This window comes from Labrys neptuniae, from assembly GCF_040797145.1.
Taxonomy (GTDB): domain Bacteria; phylum Pseudomonadota; class Alphaproteobacteria; order Rhizobiales; family Labraceae; genus Labrys; species Labrys neptuniae.
Genome location: NZ_JBFNQD010000001.1, coordinates 738,931 through 755,185 on the forward strand (window position 1 = coordinate 738,931; position 16,255 = coordinate 755,185).

The window sequence follows — 16,255 nt, forward strand, 5'->3', positions numbered from 1 at the left end:
GGTCATCCGGAAAATCTGAGTGAACGACTGCCTGAAGCGATCGAAAAAGCGCAATCCAAACTGCTCGTCACGACGCTGACCGAGCCAAGACCAGGCAGAACGCCAGCCCCTTCTCCTGGATCGGTTGCTGTCCCGCATATCTCCACAAGGCACGCCCGGCGCTTCGGGGACCAAAGCGCAGCTCGGGCGTTAAAGCACTGCCACGCAGGCCCTTCCTCTTGCCGCCTACACGCGTCATAACAGAGTGATCGGCGTGGCCAGTCTCGATCGAGGTGCCCATGAGCAGACCTGCCTCCTCACGACCGCCCCTGCGCCTGTTCCTTCTTCTTGCGAATGCAGCGACAGGTTTGTGGCGGGGCCTCCTCCCGATCGTCCTGCTCAACAGTCTGCCGAGCCTGCCGACCCTGCTCGCCTTGCTGGTGAACGGCGAGGTCTCCCAAACGCCGACGCTCGCCGACCTGGTAGCCTTGCCTATTGCCGTGATTCTCCTGGTCTTCGCCCAGGGCGCCACCATCGCAGGCACGCATCGCCTGCTGCAGGGCTCCGATTTCGGCCTGCTTCTGTCGATGCGGCAAACTTGGCAGAGGCTTCCCACCCTGCTGGGCACGGCCTTTCTCAGCGGCATTCTCGTCCTGCTCGGCCTCGCCGCGCTGGTGGTGCCCGGCTTGATGGCAATCGCGCTGCTCTATCTCGCCCTGCCGGCCTGCATGATCGAGCGCACGGACATGGTCGAGAGCCTGGAGCGCAGCGGACAGCTCACCCAGGGTTATCGCTGGTCCATTCTCGGTCTCTTCCTGCTGGCGCTGCTGCCGACAGTCGGGCTCGGGGCTGTCACCGGCGATTTCGCCTATGCGCCCGTAACCGTGATGCAGGTGCTTGGCCAGGAAGCAGGTATGATGCTTTTCAGCATGTTCTCGGCCGTGATGGCGACGGCCGCCTTCGAACGGTTGCGCGAGATTCGCGGCATGCCGGCAGCCCCGCAGCCCTTGCCGGAATGGGCCAGCGGCAAGACCTGAAGGCTACCCGTTGCCGTCTTTCAGGAGGGCTCTTCCCAGAGGAACGGATGATCTGGTGGCAGCTTGGCGTTGCTGATCCTGTCCCACCAGTTCGTGGGCTTGCGGCCATTGCACCAATAGGAATCGTAGATGGTGTCCACCTGCCAGCCCCACAGATGGGTCAGTCCCTTGAAGTCCAGAGGATACATGATGTTCTTGGCCGTCGCCGAACCGGCATCCGATTGCTGATGGTTGAGGCGGCAGGCGTGTCCCATTTCATGGATCAGCAAGGTCTTGGGATTGTCCTGCATCAGTTTGGGATCGGCGATGACCCAGGGCAGCCACTCCTGGCGCAGGACCGTGTAGCCGTTCGGCCCGCCATCGATGTGGGCGAACACCACGACCAGCCGCGTTTCATCCGGAATCGTGCCGAGGCTTTTCCTGAGGGCAGTGAGGCCGTCGATGGGAGCCTCGCCCTCCATGGGCACATGGACCGAGCCGCTGAAACCCAGGAGGCCGCGTGCCGCGGGGCCCTGCTCCTCGATCGCCTTGGCGGCAGCCTCGGTCTGCTTCTTGGCGACCTCTCCCTTGGCCTTCTTTTGCCGGGCGACCTGCTTGCCTACGGACCTGTCGAATTTGCGGGAGGCCTTGTCCTTGGCTGGAGCCAGTGCTGCCGGTTCGGTTTGCAGCGGCAGCATGTCGAGCGCCAGCGTATATTTGCGAAGAATCTCGTCGGCTCCCTTGAGCAATGCCCAGCTGTTGTTCCACAGCGATACGTCCCGCCAGATATCGGCAGCCCAATAGACCTGCACCCGCACGCCCTTGCCGCCAAAATTATGATATTGCTGGGGTTTATTGTCGATGTCGTTGGCGGGATCTTTGTTGAAGTCGAGAAAACTCGTCATTTGAAGGACTCTCGCGCCATCGTCGCTACGGGCTAAAGAAGGCGGCATTGGCCGGATGTACGGCGTCGATCGGAGCGCCCGCTCTGGCGCTCCACGGCCTTGATTGGAGCACGAAAAAGACGGGACCGCCTCCTCCGAACTCGGGATGACCGGACCGCTCTGCCTGCCCATACTATCCCACCAGGCTGGCATCGCAGGCTGGTTGCGGGCAGCTCACCACGAGCCGCGATCATTCCGCCTCGCAGGCATGCTGCCGTTACGGGAGACAGTCATGGCTACACCGCTTGAAACAAAGCCCGCCAAGCTGGCCGCCATTCCCCGCGGCCGTCCCTACCGGGTGAAGGATGGCGACGACTGGCTTTCCGTCGCCAGGGCGCACGGCATCAACGTGCAATATCTGATCAGCTACAATTTCGACACGCTCAACACACGCGAGGTGAACTGGTATCTGCGCCATCGTGTCGGCTGCGTCGTGCCAAGTCCGAAGGGCTGGAACTGGCGGTTCAGCAGCGGCGCCAATCCCGGCATCATCATGATTCCCCCCGATGACGGCCAACTCGTTCTCAAGATAAACAGCTTCACTTATTCGATTGCCACCATGAGCTGGATCGACCCACGCTCCGGCCTGCCGGAACACGATGCCGGTAGCCCTGGGGAGCTCGTCGATCGCAAGCTCATTCTCGGCAGCAGCGGCTATCGTTTCGCCAATTTTCTCGAAGCCACCATCGAGAGCACCGATACCTCCTCCAAGGCGATCAGGCTGCTCCATCGCGTCGCCTACGAGAAGGATACCGGCCTCTATCGCTCGCCATCCTTTCTCGGCTTTCCCTCCTATCCCTATCCGATCAAGCTCGCGGAACCGCAATATATCGACGAGGGCGTGGTGTTCCGCCAGACCGTCGGCGCCCGCACCCAGAGCGCCGAACTAGCCGCGGGCGTGGCGCCTGCGCCCATCGGCTTCGTCGCCGGCAAGATCCTGCAAAAGGCCATGAACTTCCCGCCGATCTGGACGGAACTGAAGCTGACGATTCGCTATGACGGGACTTATGAGGGCGAACTGGTCGCCCACAGCCTCTATCCGAGCTGCTCCTATTATGAACGCTCGCCCCTCATGTGCCTCAATCTGGGCCCCAAGCCTGAAGCCTGCGAGGCCTATGAGCGCAAATACGAATATGACGGCCTGCCGAATTTCACCCGCTGGTTCGAACAGGACAAGGGCTGGGGTGCCAAGAGCGGCTATATGCCGGCCGACGGCAACCCCTGGGGGGTCACGGAGCCCGATCCGGACGTGCTCTTCGGACAGCAGCCGCCAGACCCGAACGAGGAGGCGCGGCGCCCGCGCCAATACCCGCCAGAGACCTGGCGCCCTTCCAGCCGCTGAGGCCGCCCTCCTTCGAATGTTCCTCAGCTTCAGCGGCGCGCCCTGCGGCGTTGTCCGGACCTCGCGCTCTTTCCCTGCGCATGACGGACGTCATCCCCACGCCTCTTTCGCAAGAACAGAAGCAACAATTGCACTCCCAGTTCGCGTGGCTTAGGTTTCCGTACGCTTTCCTGAATGAGCTTTCTTGTCGTGTACTTGGCGGTTCGCAAAGGAAATCGTCGTCGATGGGTACTTCCATAAATATCGAACGCTACTGCCCCGGCCCAGCCGGGGGAACACCCTTGGTTAACAGGACGCGCTCTCATGACCAACTACAGTCAAGTCACTGGTTCCGGTGATTTCAACATCGGCGCCTTGATCAGCGAAAGCTTTGCCGTTCTCCACCGCGCCCTGCCGCGATTTCTGGCGCTAGGCCTGATCCCGATCATCCCTTTGATCTTCTCGACCCTGGTGGTCGGTGCCTCGGCTCCTGGAGAGTTGCCCTCGAATTTCGGCGCGGGGGTTTTCCTCGTCCTGCTCTATATCATCCTGCTTTTCGCCATCCAGGGCGGCATGATCTATGGTGCTTTCAGCGAGTTGCGTGGGCAGAGTTTCGCAGTCGGCGATGCCCTGTCCAAAGGCTTTGCTCGCTTCCTGCCCCTTCTCGGCGTGTCAATCCTGACCGGGCTTCTCGTCTTGATCGGCTCGGCTCTGTTCCTGGCGCCGGGCCTGTGGCTCCTTTGCATTCTCTACTCGGCGGTTGCAGTTTGCGTCGTCGAGCAGCGGGGCGTGTTCGACAGCATGTCACGCAGCGGCGAACTCACTTCGGGCTATCGCTGGCGGATTCTGGGACTCGTCCTGATCGTCTTCATCGCCAGCATCGTCACGTCGTCGATCATCGAATATGTTGTTGGCAGTGTGGGTGGGCCCCTGTTCGGCTCGCTGCTGGCCAATCTGTTCCAGGTGTATCTGACGGCGCTGAGTTGCGTGCTCTCCGCCCTGGTCTATTACCGCCTGCGCTCGATCAAGGAAGGCATCGACATCGACAGGCTCGCCGACGTCTTCGATTGAGCCCTTCGCTCGCAAGGGGCGCCGGCCCTCACCTAGCCGGCTCGCCGGCCTTGCGGGTGCCCGAGTTCTTGTCGTCGCGATAGCGGCCGAAAAGCTGGCCGCGCTCGAGTTCCGCCCTCTCCGCCGCGTAGAAGGCCTGCAGGAAGTCCGTCGCCGCATTGGGCTCGAAAGTGCCCTGCCAGCCGATGCGCCGAATGATCTTCTCGGCGATCTCACGATGGATGCGCCAGGTCTCGGTCCCGCCGGGCCGGCGCAGAATCTCCTCCAGCACCTGCAATTCATAGGCGCCATAGGCCTGCAGCTGCGCCGAGGTGAAGCTATAGCGGGCCGCCACCTTGGCTGCTCCCTGCGTGAGGTCGAGGGCAAGAGCCCGCTTCGGCAAGGCGATTACCAGCGTGCCGCCGATCAGGTCGCCCGCCCGCAGATGATCCCGGTTGAAGAAGGGCAGGGCGGCGAGCAGCACCACCCACGCCAGCATCGAGAGCGCCTGCCAGGATTCGCCGCTGTTGGAGGCGCCGATCCACATGAAGAAGAGCTGCAGCGGCAGGAAGAACTCGACCTCTCGGGTCAGGTTGCGGGCAACGACGGCGGTCGGGGTCAGGACGCCCCCTCGGCGATCGATCACCTTCAGTCCCGTGGCGCGCTTGCCCGGCGTCGAGCCCTGCCAGGCCAACTCGAAATGGATGAAATAGAGGTTGCGCAGCAGGAAGGAGAGAAAGGAGATCACCGTCACCGCGACATCGCTACCGCCGCGCAGGAAGGTGGTTGCCAGGGCGATCCAGATCAGGATGGTGGCGCCGAACCAGATGACCAGATCGATCAGGAAGGCGCCCAGCCTTTCGCCACGGTCGGCGACCTCGACATGGATGGCGACGCCTTCCGGCGTGACGATCTCGCGGGTGCGGCGCTGCCGCCCCTCCAGCAGCTGGGAGACGCGGTCACGCGGAGAGGCCATGCTGCCCTCCCTTGGAGCAAAACGCGTTCATGGCTGCACGCCTTCTTGCTCTAACAGTTTTTGTCGACGCGTCTTTGCGATTCTTGGTGAGCCCGTCAAATCGAAAGACGCTTTGCCGCAATAGAGGAAATAGACGCCCCACAGCACGGCGGTGACCGCGGCGAAGGCGAAGCGCCAGGAGGTCACGTTGATGAGCTGGCGCAGGCCTCCCTCGATGAAGCCCGCGATGAACAGCATGGCGACCGCGCCGCAGGCGATGATGGCGGCCTGCTTGCCATGAATGGAAAGCGCTTCGAGGCGCGAATAGCGGCCAGGGAAAATGATCTTCTCGGCCACGACGAGGCCTGCCGCGCCGCAAAGGATGAAGGCACCGAGTTCCGTCACGCCGTGAATGGAGAGCCAGCCGATGCAATCGATCAGGAGGCCGCGCTGATAGTGGATGGCCAGGAAGGCGCCGACGATCAGCCCGTTATAGACCAGCAGCAGCAGTGTCGGCACGCCCGCCATGAAACCGACCCCGAAGGAAAGGATGGCGACCATGCTGTTGTTCTGGAACAGGTAATTGGCGAAGACGATGAAGCCCTCCTTGAAGCCGTCCCAAGGCGCGAACAGGACGCTGCGCAGATATTCGGCGCTGGCGCTCGGCCCCCGCCCTCCCGCCAGGCCGTCTGGAACGATGGCATTGAACCATTCGGCCTCGCTGTTCACCAGCACGAACCCGGCGGCGATGCCGAGCGCCATCGCCGCGAAAGCGATCAATATATGCCAACCTGCCTTGCGCACGGCGTCAGGGAAGCCGTAGCGGAAGAAATGGCCCAGCCCCGCCAGCAGGCTCGTGCGTGGCCCGTAGACGACCAGATAGGCCCGCAGCGTCAGGGCTTCGAGATAGCGCAGCAGATTACGGTCGAGCGCGATGCTGCGGGCGACCGACAGCGAAGACAGCGCCGAGCGATAGAGAAGCGGCATCTTCTGCAGTTCGTCAGCGGAGACTCCGTTGATACCGCGCTTTTCGACGCGCGTGACCAGGTCTTCGAGTTCCCGCCAGCTTTCCTCGCGCCCCCGCCGAAACTCGGCCGAGCGCAGCACGACGTGAGCCCGAGGCTCGCTGGGCACGCCGATGATCGTCGGCGCCGGTCCGGCAGGACCGGCCGCAGGCACGCCCATATCCACGGTCGTCATAGCAGGCCCTCCTGCTTGATTTGGAGATAGCGGTTGAGCAGGGCGACACTGAGCCCGCCGACCGGAACGTCGACGCAATGCACGCCGAGGCGGGCGATGCGCTCCATCACGATCGCCCGTTCGCGTGCGAAATCATGGGCCACCACGGCCTCGGCCACGATGGTGAAATCCTGCGGCTCGGCATTGACCAGCCGCGTGGTCAGCGGATCCTGCAACGTGACGAAGATGACGGCATGGCGGTTGGCCATGCGCTTCAGGCTCTCGATCAACAGTTCCGCCATCACGCTATCGACGAACTCGGTGAACAGCACCACCAGCGCGCGGCGCTTGAGCCGCGCATTCAGTTCGGCCAGGCCGAGGGTGAAGTTGGTCTCCTCGGTGTGATAGGCAAGCTGGGCGGCGGAACGCTGCAGCCGGGCATAATAGGTGCTGCCCCGGCCCGGTTCGAGATAATGGCGGATGGTGGCGTCGAAGCCGAAACTGCCGACGAGGTCGCCGGCCCTCAATCCGGTCCAGCCCAGCATCAGCCCCGCCTCGATGGCGTGGTCGAGCCGCGCCAGGCCGTCGATCGGCTCGAGCATGAGATGACCGGTGTCGTAGGCCAGCACGATCTGGTGGTTGCGCTCGATGCGGAACTCCTTCGACAGGAGCTTGCGATGGCGGGCCGACTGCTTCCAGTCGATCATGCGGGAATCGAGGCCGGGCACATGTTCGCGCAGGGTGTCGAATTCGGTGCCCTCCCCCTTCTGGTTCTGGGTCTTGGTGCCGTAGATGGCGCTCTTGCTCAGCGCCTGGATGGCCGGACCGAAGGACATGCGGGCGGCAGGCAGGATCTCGATCCTGCGATCCAGCCCCTCCCTGAGGCGCCATTCCACCAGCCCCAGCGGCCCTCGCCAGCGCAGCCACAGGGCCTCGAGCGTCACCACCCCGCGCCGCAAGGCGGTGAACGGAATGCCGAGTCTCTCCGGCGCACCGCCGAAATGGCCTACGACCATCGGCGGCGTCTCCAGCGGGCCGTCGAGATCGACCACCGCCTCGATCCTCACCGGGCGTGCCGACCTGGTGCTGCTCAGGGTCACCTCGATCGTCCCCTCATTGCCGACCGGCAGCCGCTTCGGGGCTGTGAGGTCGACCACCAGGCTACGGCGCGGCGGGATCAGCAGCGCGTCGACGGCGATCACCACCAGGGCCAGCAGGCTGAGGTCGAAGGAAAACGGCCACAGGGCCGGGTTCCACACCACCATCAACAAGGCGACGGGAATGCCGAGGCTGAACAGCAGGACGGCACGCGGGGTCGGCCGAATCATCGGGGTGCAGCCGTCTGGTCCAGGATTTCGTTGACGATACGGTCGGGGGTGAGGCCATCGATCTCGGCATTGGGCGCGAGCACGATGCGGTGGCGCAGGATCGGCCGCGCCAGCCGCTTCACATCGTCCGGAATGACGAAATCGCGCCCGTTCAGCGCGGCCAGGGCCCGCACGGAGGCCGCGAGCGCATTGGCGGCGCGGGTCGATCCGCCCGTCTCGATCGCCGGATGCTGGCGGGTGGCGCGCACGACGTCGACGACATAGTCGATGATCTGCGGCGTCAGCACGATCTGTTCGCTGGTGGCTCTGAGATCGGCGAGGACAGCCGGATCGGCCTGGGTCTGGATGCCGAAATCGGAGAGCTTGGGCATGGCCGAGCGGTGCCCGTGCTGGGTGACGATGGCCCTCTCCTCGTCACGGCTGGGATAGGTGACATCGATCTTGAAGAGGAAACGGTCGAGCTGGGCCTCGGGCAAGGGATAGGTCCCCTGCTGCTCGATCGGGTTCTGGGTCGCCACCACCATGAAATCGGCACCGAGGGCATAAGTCTTGCCGTCGATGGTGACCGCCCTTTCGTTCATCGCCTGCAGCAAGGCCGCCTGCGTCTTGGGCGGGGTGCGGTTGATTTCGTCCGCCAGCAGGAGGTCGGTGAAGATCGGCCCCTCGGTCAGAACGAAGGCGTTGGTCTGGAAATTGAAGAGGTTGGTGCCGATCACGTCACCCGGCATCATGTCGGGGGTGAACTGCACGCGGCCGAATTTGAGCGAAAGGGTCGAGGCGAAGGCCTGAGCCAGCAGAGTCTTGCCGGTGCCGGGCACGCCTTCGAGCAGGATATGTCCGCCGCAAAGCAGGCCGGTGAGCATCAGCTCGATGACCTCGTCCTGGCCGACGATGGCCTTGCCGACTTCCTTGCGGATGCCGTCAGCGATATGGGCGACGCGCTGCAGTTCCATCGGAGATCTCTTCCTTCCAATCATGAATATCGCGCGTGGCCTGGAACAGGCCGGTCAGGGACGTGCCCTGCCCCTCCTCCGCGCGGGCGAGAACGACGGAAGCTCTGGTCTCAAGCCCCCGCGACTCGCCGATTTTGTCGAGCCACTCCGCCAGTTTCTCGTCATCGATCTGGCGGGGTGCGTGAAAAAGCCGGCCGACGTCGCGCAAGGTCGCGCGCACATAGCGGCGCATGACGAAGGCCTGGTGACCGGCCCGATCGAGCAAGGTGGCCGTGTTGGTGATCAGGCGCTCCTTGCCGAGATCGAAGGCTGGCGGCGCCAGGCGCGGCTTGCCGAAACGGCTCGTGGTGGCCCAGGCCAGCAGTGCCGTCGCGGCGAGCACGAGCAGGAGTACGATGACATAGGGGAACTGGAACAGCTTCTTGAAGGGGCTGTCGACATTGTTGACCATGCCGTGGATGGTTTCGTCGAACACCACCTTGCCGTCCCCGAGTTCGGCATCCCGCATGGCGTTCAGAAGCGCAAGGGCGAACTCGGCGTTCTTGCCCTTGATCAGGCCGTGGTTCTCGACGAGATCGGGATCGGCGAGCACCCAGACGCGGCGCTCGCCGTCGAGTTTCTCGCCGATGAGCATGCCCTGGCGGTTGCCGATGATCGGGGTCAGTTCCTCGCTCTTGATGAGCTGGGCACCGTCGTCGAACGATGGGTTCACGTTGAGATCGTTGCGGTCCCAGCTCTTGGGCGGATCTCCCCTGGTGACCTCGAGCTTGGGCTCGACCAGCCGCGCAATGCTGGTGACCCAGGGAATGTCCATCGGGGTGGCGGACCGTATCCAGGCGGGCTTGCTCCGGTCGGCCAGCGCCCAGCGCTTGGGCAGCACAAGCAGGACGTTGCTTTCGCGTCCCAGGCGAATGATGTCGTCCTTCGACAGGCTCGACGTCGGCTCGGCCATCACCAGCAAGCCGCCTTCGCCGGGCGCGACGGTACCGTTGATGCGGCTGCGCGCGACCGGGATCTCGAAGCGTTGCGCCAGTTCGTAGAACCCGGCATGTCCGATCGCCGAGACCGACCTGGTGGTGGTGCTGAAACCCTGTTCCTCGGATGGACCGTTCAGCATCAACAACATGGACAGGGCGAAGACGGCCGTGGCCCCCGCGATCAGCACGGCAAGGACGGGGCCGGAGAAGGTGGCTTTTTCGCTCATGCCGCCCTCGCCTGCATCGCTTCGGTCAGGACCTCGTAGCTCTGCCGGCAAGCGGTGTAGTCCCGCTCCTCGGCGGGGGTTTCGCCGAAATAAACGGGCTCGACCCGACCAATGATGTCGGCCAGCGCCTGCTTGCCACGATCGGGCAGCGACAAGGCTCGCAGAATTTCGCGGCTGGTCAGCGAATCCGCGAAGCTGACATTGAGCCTTTTTCGTACCTCGATCAGGCTGCGCAGCAGCAAGGCATGCATCGCCTCGGCAAGGCGGCCCTGGCGCGCCAGGTCGTCGGCCTCGATCTGGGCCACCACCATACGTTCGACCGAGGCGGCTTGGGCGGAGACCTCGGTCTCGTCCCTGGCAACCAGCTTGCGCCGCCCGAGCACCGGCAAGCGATCCCGCATCGTCCAGATCGCGAAAATGACACCAGCGGCGATGGCGGCATAGAGCAGGATGCTCAGCAAGGTTCCCAATGAAGGATTCCAGACACGCGGCGCCCGCTCGTCCCGCTTTGGCTCGGTCTTGGGTGTCACCACCTCGCCCTTGTTGCCGGGCAGATCGGGCTGGAGGCCAAGATCGCGCGCGATGTCCTGGGCCACCGCCTGGGGATCGGAAGCAGCGAATACCGGCATTGCCGGTGCCAATGCGAGGAGAACCGTCAGGCCGGCAACAGCCGGCATGTTCCTTCCCGTCGGATTTTTTCGACCCCGTTCCCGCACCAAACCGCCAATCAGCCCTGCTTCATATCCGCGAACATGGCGTGACGGCCGATCCGGAGCAAGCGCCCAGGGAACACATTCACGTCGCCCCCGTCGAATTCATCCACCAACGGGAGCGCGGCGGTAGGCCGTTGCCGGTGAACGGATCATTCGCGAATCCGTTCCATTTTTGTTCATATGTGCCTTCTACCCTTTTACAAAGCGCATCCGCCGAATCGGTAGGCGGATTCGTTTCTCACCACGCGAGAGCAAGGCATGAATGCGCAGGCAGCCCTTCTTGTCCCCGAGGAGTCAGCTCAATCGCCCGCCGATCTTCTGGCCGGGCTGAACGAGAACCAGCGCCGCGCGGTCGTTCATGGTTCGGGCCAGCCGGCCGGCCCCCTGCTGATCATTGCCGGCGCCGGATCGGGCAAGACCAACACGCTGGCCCACCGGGTTGCCCATCTCATTGCCGAAGGCGCCGATCCCAGGCGCATTCTCCTCCTGACCTTCTCGCGTCGGGCCTCCTCCGAGATGATAAGGCGGGTCGAGCGGATCACTGCCAAGGTCATGGGAGCGAAAGGGGCGACACTGAGCGAAGGGCTGACTTGGGCCGGCACGTTCCACGCCGTCGGCGCCCGCCTCCTGCGTGAATACGCCCACCAGATCGGCCTCGATCCCTCCTTCACCATTCACGACCGGGAGGATTCGGCCGACCTGATCAATCTGGTGCGCCACGAACTCGGCTTCTCCAAGACGGAGAACCGCTTCCCGAACAAGGGCACGTGCCTGGCCATCTATTCCCGGGTGGTCAACGCGCAGGACGAACTCGAAAACGTGCTGAAGGAGGCCTTTCCCTGGTGCCTGGCCTGGGCAGCGGAGCTCCGCAGTCTGTTCGCCGGCTATGTCGAGGCCAAGCTCGCCAACAATGTGCTCGACTATGACGACCTGCTGCTGTGGTGGTCGCATATGGTGGCCGAGCCGATGATCGCCGCCGACATTTCGGTGCGTTTCGACCATGTCCTGGTCGATGAATACCAGGACACCAATCGCCTGCAATCCTCGATCCTCAAGGCGCTCAAGCCGGGCGGCCAGGGCGTAACGGTGGTCGGCGACGACGCCCAGTCGATCTATTCCTTCCGCGCCGCCACCGTGCGCAACATCCTCGACTTTCCGGCCCAGTTCTCGCCGGCGGCCGAGATCATCACGCTCGATCGCAACTATCGCTCGACCCAGCCGATCCTCGCCGCCGCCAATGCCGTGATCGCCCTTGCCAGCGAGCGTTTCACCAAGAATTTATGGACGGAGCGGCAATCGAGCGAACGCCCCCAACTCGTCACCGTCAGGGACGAGGCCGGACAGGCCGATTTCGTGGCCGGCCAGATCCTGGAGAACCGCGAAAGCGGCATGACGCTCAAGCAGCAGGCCGTGCTGTTTCGCGCCTCGCACCACTCCGGCCCGCTCGAGGTCGAACTGACCCGCCGCAACATTCCCTTCGTGAAGTTCGGCGGGCTGAAATTCCTCGATGCCTCCCACGTCAAGGACATGCTGGCCCTGTTGCGCTGGGCGCAGAACCCGCGCGATCGCGTTGCCGGTTTCCGTGTTCTGCAACTGCTGCCGGGCGTCGGCCCCACCTCCGCCGCCAATGTCCTCGATGCCGTCGGCGTCGATGATATTGCCACCCTGCCGGCACCGCCTCGCGCCGGTGCAGACTGGCCGGATTTCGTCGACCTCGCCGCCAGCCTGCACAAGGGACCTGGTGACTGGCCCGGGGAGATCGAACGCGTTCGCCGCTGGTACGAGCCCCATCTCGAGCGCATGCATGAGGATGCGGTGACGCGCCGCGCCGATCTGCTTCAACTCGAGCAGATTGCGGCGGGCTACGAATCCCGCGAGCGTTTCCTCACCGAGCTGACGCTCGACCCGCCGAACGCCACCAGCGACGAAGCCGGCGCGCCCCTGCGGGACGAGGACTACCTCATCCTCTCGACCATCCATTCCGCCAAGGGACAGGAATGGAAGGCCGTCTTCGTGCTCAACACGGTCGACGGTTGCCTGCCGGCGGATCTTGCCGCCGGCACCAAGAACGATCTGGAGGAAGAGCGCCGACTGCTCTATGTCGCGATGACACGGGCACGCGACAGCCTGCATCTCGTGATGCCGCAGCGATTCTTCACCCATGGCCAGCATTCCCAGGGCGACCGGCACGTCTATGCCAACCGCACCCGCTTCATCCCGTCCTCGATCCTCGATCGTTTCCAGCAGGTGATGTGGCCGAGGGTGGCAGCCTCCGGCGCCCCGCAACAGAGCAGCATCCACAGCTCGATCGACCTGCGTGATCGCATGCGTGGCATGTGGCGTTGAGACCGGAGCATGGGCGTGCCATGGTCCGCTCATGTGTGGACGGATCATGCAGCGCAGCCCGGACCTGCCGGGCCTTCAGACGGAACCAGGGGCTACGCCGGAAGAGGTCGCTCGTGCCTGGGAATCCCATTTCAATGGCGCACCAGCGCAATATTTCTGGGTGATCCGGCGCAAGCCCCGGTCTGCCGCCTATGTCCACGATCTCCTGCAATGGGGCCTCATACCCAACTGGGTAAAGGACCCCAGCGACTGGCCAAAGCCGATCAATGCCCGTTGCGAGGGCATCCAGACCAAGCCTTCCTTCCGCGATTCCTATAGAGCACGGCGCTGTCTCGTCCCGATCGACCTCTTCTTCGAATGGATGAAGATCCTCGAGCCGGACGGCAAGCCGGTAAAGGGAGCCAAGCAGCCTTACGCCATCGCCATGAAGGATCGCCGTCCCTTCGCCGTCGCCGGCGTCTGGGAAAGCTGGATCGACAAGGCGTCTGGCGAGATCACGCGCAGCTTCGCCGTCGTCACCTGCCAGGCCAATGCGCTGATGGCGACGATCCATGACCGCATGCCGGTGATCCTGGCCCCGGAGAACCATCGGCGCTGGCTCGACAATATCGAGCCCGATCCCTTCGACCTGATGGTGCCCTTTCCGCCGGAGCTGATGGAGATCTGGCCGATTTCCTCGCGCGTGAACAGCCCGGCGAACAATACGGAAGATGTTGCGGCGGCGGTGTGAGGAGGCTGGGAGCGCGGACTTCCAGTCCGCTCTTTGAAATATCACGCTGACAGAAAGAGAAGAGCGGACTGGAAGTCCGCGCTCCAAAGCCCCCTTGACCTTCCAATGACTGGAAGGTTTACCTATCTAGGCAATGACCTGGAAAGGGATTGCCCCATGTCTCCAACTTTGAGTTCTCCAACTTTGAGCCCCGCAACTTTCGACATCGCCATCGAGGGCATGACCTGCGCGTCCTGCGTTCGCCGCGTGGAGAAGGCCATTGCCGCGACGCCCGGCGTCGTGCAGGCCGCCGTCAATCTCGCCACCGAGCGGGCCCAGGTCGCCTTCGAAGGGCCGGTCAATTTGCCGCCCGTGCTGGCCGCCATCGCCAAGGCGGGTTATGGCGCCCATGTCATCGAGGAAGACCATGCGGAAGATCCCGAGCGCACGGCCCGCAAGGCCGAGATCGCCACGCTCCGCCGGGATCTCGCGCTTGCCGCCCTGCTGACCATACCGGTCTTTCTGGTCGAGATGGGCGGCCACCTGATACCGGCTCTCCACCACAGCATTCAGATGAATCTGGGCCGCTGGAACTGGTATGCGCAATTCGTGCTGATCAGCCTCGTCCTGTTCGGCCCGGGACTGCGCTTCTTCGTCAAGGGCATTCCCGCCCTGCTGCGCGGGGCTCCGGACATGAACGCGCTGGTCTCCCTCGGCGCCGGCGCCGCCTGGCTGTTCTCGGTGGTTGCGACCTTCCTGCCCGCGGCCCTGCCGGAGGGAACGGCCTATGTCTATTTTGAGGCCGCCGGCGTGATCGTCACGCTGATCCTGCTCGGCCGCTATCTCGAGGCACGCGCCAAGGGAGAGACCAGCGAGGCGATCCGCAAACTGGCTGGCCTGCAGGCCAAGACGGCCCTGCGGCTGCGCGATGGCTCGGAGACCGAAGTACCGATCGCCGAGCTCCGGCCGGGGGACATCATCCGGGTTCGCCCCGGCGAAAAGATCGCCGTCGACGGTGAGATCGTCGAAGGCTCCTCCTTCGTGGACGAGTCGATGATCTCCGGCGAGGCGATACCGGTTACCAAGGGTGTCGGTGCCGAGGTCATCGGCGGGACCATCAACAAAACAGGCAGCTTCTCTTTTCGGGCGACCAAGGTGGGCTCGCAGACCCTCCTCGCCCAGATCATCCGCATGGTCGAGGCAGCCCAAGGCGCCAAGCTGCCGATTCAGGCGCTGGTCGACAAGGTCACGGCCTGGTTCGTGCCCGCCGTCATCGCCATCGCGACGTTGACCTTCATCGCCTGGCTGCTGTTCGGCCCGAGCCCCGCCCTTACCTTCGCTCTCGTCAATGCGGTTGCCGTGCTGATCATCGCCTGCCCCTGTGCCATGGGCCTGGCTACCCCCACCTCGATCATGGTGGCGACGGGCCGCGCGGCCGAACTCGGCGTGCTGTTCCGGCGTGGCGATGCCCTGCAGAGCCTGCGCGACGTCGAGATCGTCGCCTTCGACAAGACAGGCACCCTCACCCAGGGTGAGCCAGCGGTCACCGACATCGAGACCGCCCCCGGCTTTTCGGAAAATGAGGTTCTCGCTTTGCTGGCCTCGGTGGAGGCGCGTTCGGAGCATCCGCTGGCTACCGCCATCGTCAAGGCCGCCCGCGAGCGCAGCCTCGACATCCCCCCGGCCGCCGCTTTCGAGGCGATCCCGGGGCGCGGCGCTTCTGCCGTCGTCGATGGCCGGAAGGTCGCGATCGGCTCGACCCGCTGGATGGTGGAGCAGGGCATCGATGCCGGAACGCTCACCGCCCGCGCGGAGGTCCTCGGCGAACAGGCCAAGACCCCGCTTTTCGCTGCCGTCGACGGCAGGATCGCCGCCGTCATCGCCGTCGCCGATCCAATCAAGCCCACCGCCAAGGCCGCCGTCGCAGCCCTCAAGGCGCTCGGCCTCGAGGTCGCCATGGTGACGGGTGATACCCGCCGGACGGCGCAAGCGATTGCGGCAAGGCTCGGGATCGAGACCGTCGAGGCCGAAATCCTGCCCGACGGCAAGGCCCAGATCGTGCAGCGGCTTGCGGCAAGAGTTGGCAAGATCGCCTTTGTCGGCGACGGCATCAACGATGCGCCCGCCCTCGCCACTGCCGATGTCGGTATCGCCATCGGCACGGGTACGGACGTCGCCATAGAGAGCGCGGCCGTGGTGCTGATGGCGGGCGATCCCAACGGCGTCGTCCGGGCCATCGGCCTGTCGCGGGCGACCATGCGCAATATCGGCCAGAACCTGTTCTGGGCCTTCGCCTACAACATTGCGCTGATCCCCATTGCCGCCGGCGCCCTCTATGTCGTCAACGGCACCTTGCTCTCGCCGATGCTGGCCGCCGGCGCCATGGCGCTCTCCAGTGTCTTCGTGGTGACCAACGCCCTCAGGCTCAAGGGCTACCAGCCCACAGCTTCAACCATGTCGACGATGGGCGCGCAGGTCTTGAATTCGTCTAATTGATTCAAGGTAATATCGAAGAAAGCTCATCACGATTCGAGAATCGTGATGAGCTCTTCGCAGTG

The 16,255-nt window shown here is 64.1% G+C and carries 12 protein-coding genes and 1 pseudogene; 6 read left to right on the forward strand and 7 right to left on the reverse strand.

Annotated elements, in window-relative coordinates:
- The first annotated feature begins 278 nt into the window (after positions 1-278).
- On the forward strand, positions 279-1,016 hold the full coding sequence (locus ABXS05_RS03615) for a hypothetical protein (RefSeq protein WP_367622957.1): 738 nt from the start codon (positions 279-281) through the stop codon (positions 1,014-1,016).
- Between the two features lie 20 nt (positions 1,017-1,036).
- On the opposite strand, the gene ABXS05_RS03620 is transcribed toward ABXS05_RS03615, so the two are convergent.
- Positions 1,037-1,900 carry a hypothetical protein gene (locus ABXS05_RS03620; protein ID WP_367622958.1) on the reverse strand — a complete coding sequence of 288 codons (864 nt, stop codon included), beginning with the start codon at positions 1,898-1,900 and terminating at the stop codon, positions 1,037-1,039.
- A 271-nt stretch (positions 1,901-2,171) separates the two neighbouring features.
- On the opposite strand from ABXS05_RS03620, the gene ABXS05_RS03625 reads away from it, so the two are divergent.
- Positions 2,172-3,281, forward strand: a complete 1,110-nt coding sequence (locus ABXS05_RS03625) for a hypothetical protein (protein WP_311934904.1) — start codon at positions 2,172-2,174, stop codon at positions 3,279-3,281.
- A gap of 303 nt (positions 3,282-3,584) precedes the next feature.
- Positions 3,585-4,331 carry a hypothetical protein gene (locus ABXS05_RS03630; protein ID WP_367622959.1) on the forward strand — a complete coding sequence of 249 codons (747 nt, stop codon included), beginning with the start codon at positions 3,585-3,587 and terminating at the stop codon, positions 4,329-4,331.
- 28 nt (positions 4,332-4,359) lie between these two features.
- Here the strand turns inward: ABXS05_RS03630 and ABXS05_RS03635 are convergent, their stop codons facing one another.
- Genes ABXS05_RS03635 through ABXS05_RS03660 form a run of 6 tightly spaced genes read right to left on the reverse strand, consistent with a single transcriptional unit; the run spans position 4,360 to position 10,606 of the window.
- Positions 4,360-5,286 carry an RDD family protein gene (locus ABXS05_RS03635; RefSeq protein WP_367622960.1) on the reverse strand — a complete coding sequence of 309 codons (927 nt, stop codon included), beginning with the start codon at positions 5,284-5,286 and terminating at the stop codon, positions 4,360-4,362.
- A 27-nt stretch (positions 5,287-5,313) separates the two neighbouring features.
- Positions 5,314-6,465, reverse strand: a complete 1,152-nt coding sequence (locus ABXS05_RS03640) for a stage II sporulation protein M (protein WP_367622961.1) — start codon at positions 6,463-6,465, stop codon at positions 5,314-5,316.
- Entirely contained in the window at positions 6,462-7,772 is a 1,311-nt protein-coding gene (locus tag ABXS05_RS03645) for a DUF58 domain-containing protein (RefSeq protein WP_367622962.1), read from the reverse strand. Before ABXS05_RS03645 ends, ABXS05_RS03640 begins: the two co-directional genes overlap by 4 nt.
- The gene (locus ABXS05_RS03650) at positions 7,769-8,725 is read right to left on the reverse strand and encodes an AAA family ATPase (RefSeq protein ID WP_311934914.1); all 957 of its coding nucleotides are present in this window, start codon (positions 8,723-8,725) and stop codon (positions 7,769-7,771) included. The genes ABXS05_RS03645 and ABXS05_RS03650 overlap by 4 nt, the downstream gene beginning before the upstream one ends.
- Positions 8,694-9,929: a DUF4350 domain-containing protein gene (locus ABXS05_RS03655; protein WP_367622963.1), complete on the reverse strand. Its 1,236-nt coding sequence runs from the start codon at positions 9,927-9,929 to the stop codon at positions 8,694-8,696. The genes ABXS05_RS03650 and ABXS05_RS03655 overlap by 32 nt, the downstream gene beginning before the upstream one ends.
- A complete protein-coding gene (locus ABXS05_RS03660) occupies positions 9,926-10,606 on the reverse strand; it encodes a hypothetical protein (protein ID WP_367622964.1) in 681 nt (226 codons plus the stop codon). The genes ABXS05_RS03655 and ABXS05_RS03660 overlap by 4 nt, the downstream gene beginning before the upstream one ends.
- A 294-nt stretch (positions 10,607-10,900) precedes the next feature.
- Between ABXS05_RS03660 and ABXS05_RS03665 the strand changes: the two genes are divergently transcribed.
- The 3 genes and pseudogenes from ABXS05_RS03665 to ABXS05_RS03675 all read left to right on the forward strand — a co-directional run.
- Positions 10,901-12,988 carry an ATP-dependent helicase gene (locus tag ABXS05_RS03665; RefSeq protein WP_367622965.1) on the forward strand — a complete coding sequence of 696 codons (2,088 nt, stop codon included), beginning with the start codon at positions 10,901-10,903 and terminating at the stop codon, positions 12,986-12,988.
- A gap of 31 nt (positions 12,989-13,019) precedes the next feature.
- The gene (locus ABXS05_RS03670; protein ID WP_311934921.1) at positions 13,020-13,718 is read left to right on the forward strand and encodes an SOS response-associated peptidase; all 699 of its coding nucleotides are present in this window, start codon (positions 13,020-13,022) and stop codon (positions 13,716-13,718) included.
- A gap of 201 nt (positions 13,719-13,919) precedes the next feature.
- Positions 13,920-16,193: pseudogene (locus ABXS05_RS03675) on the forward strand (heavy metal translocating P-type ATPase); the annotation flags it as partial.
- Between the last annotated feature and the right edge of the window lie 62 nt (positions 16,194-16,255).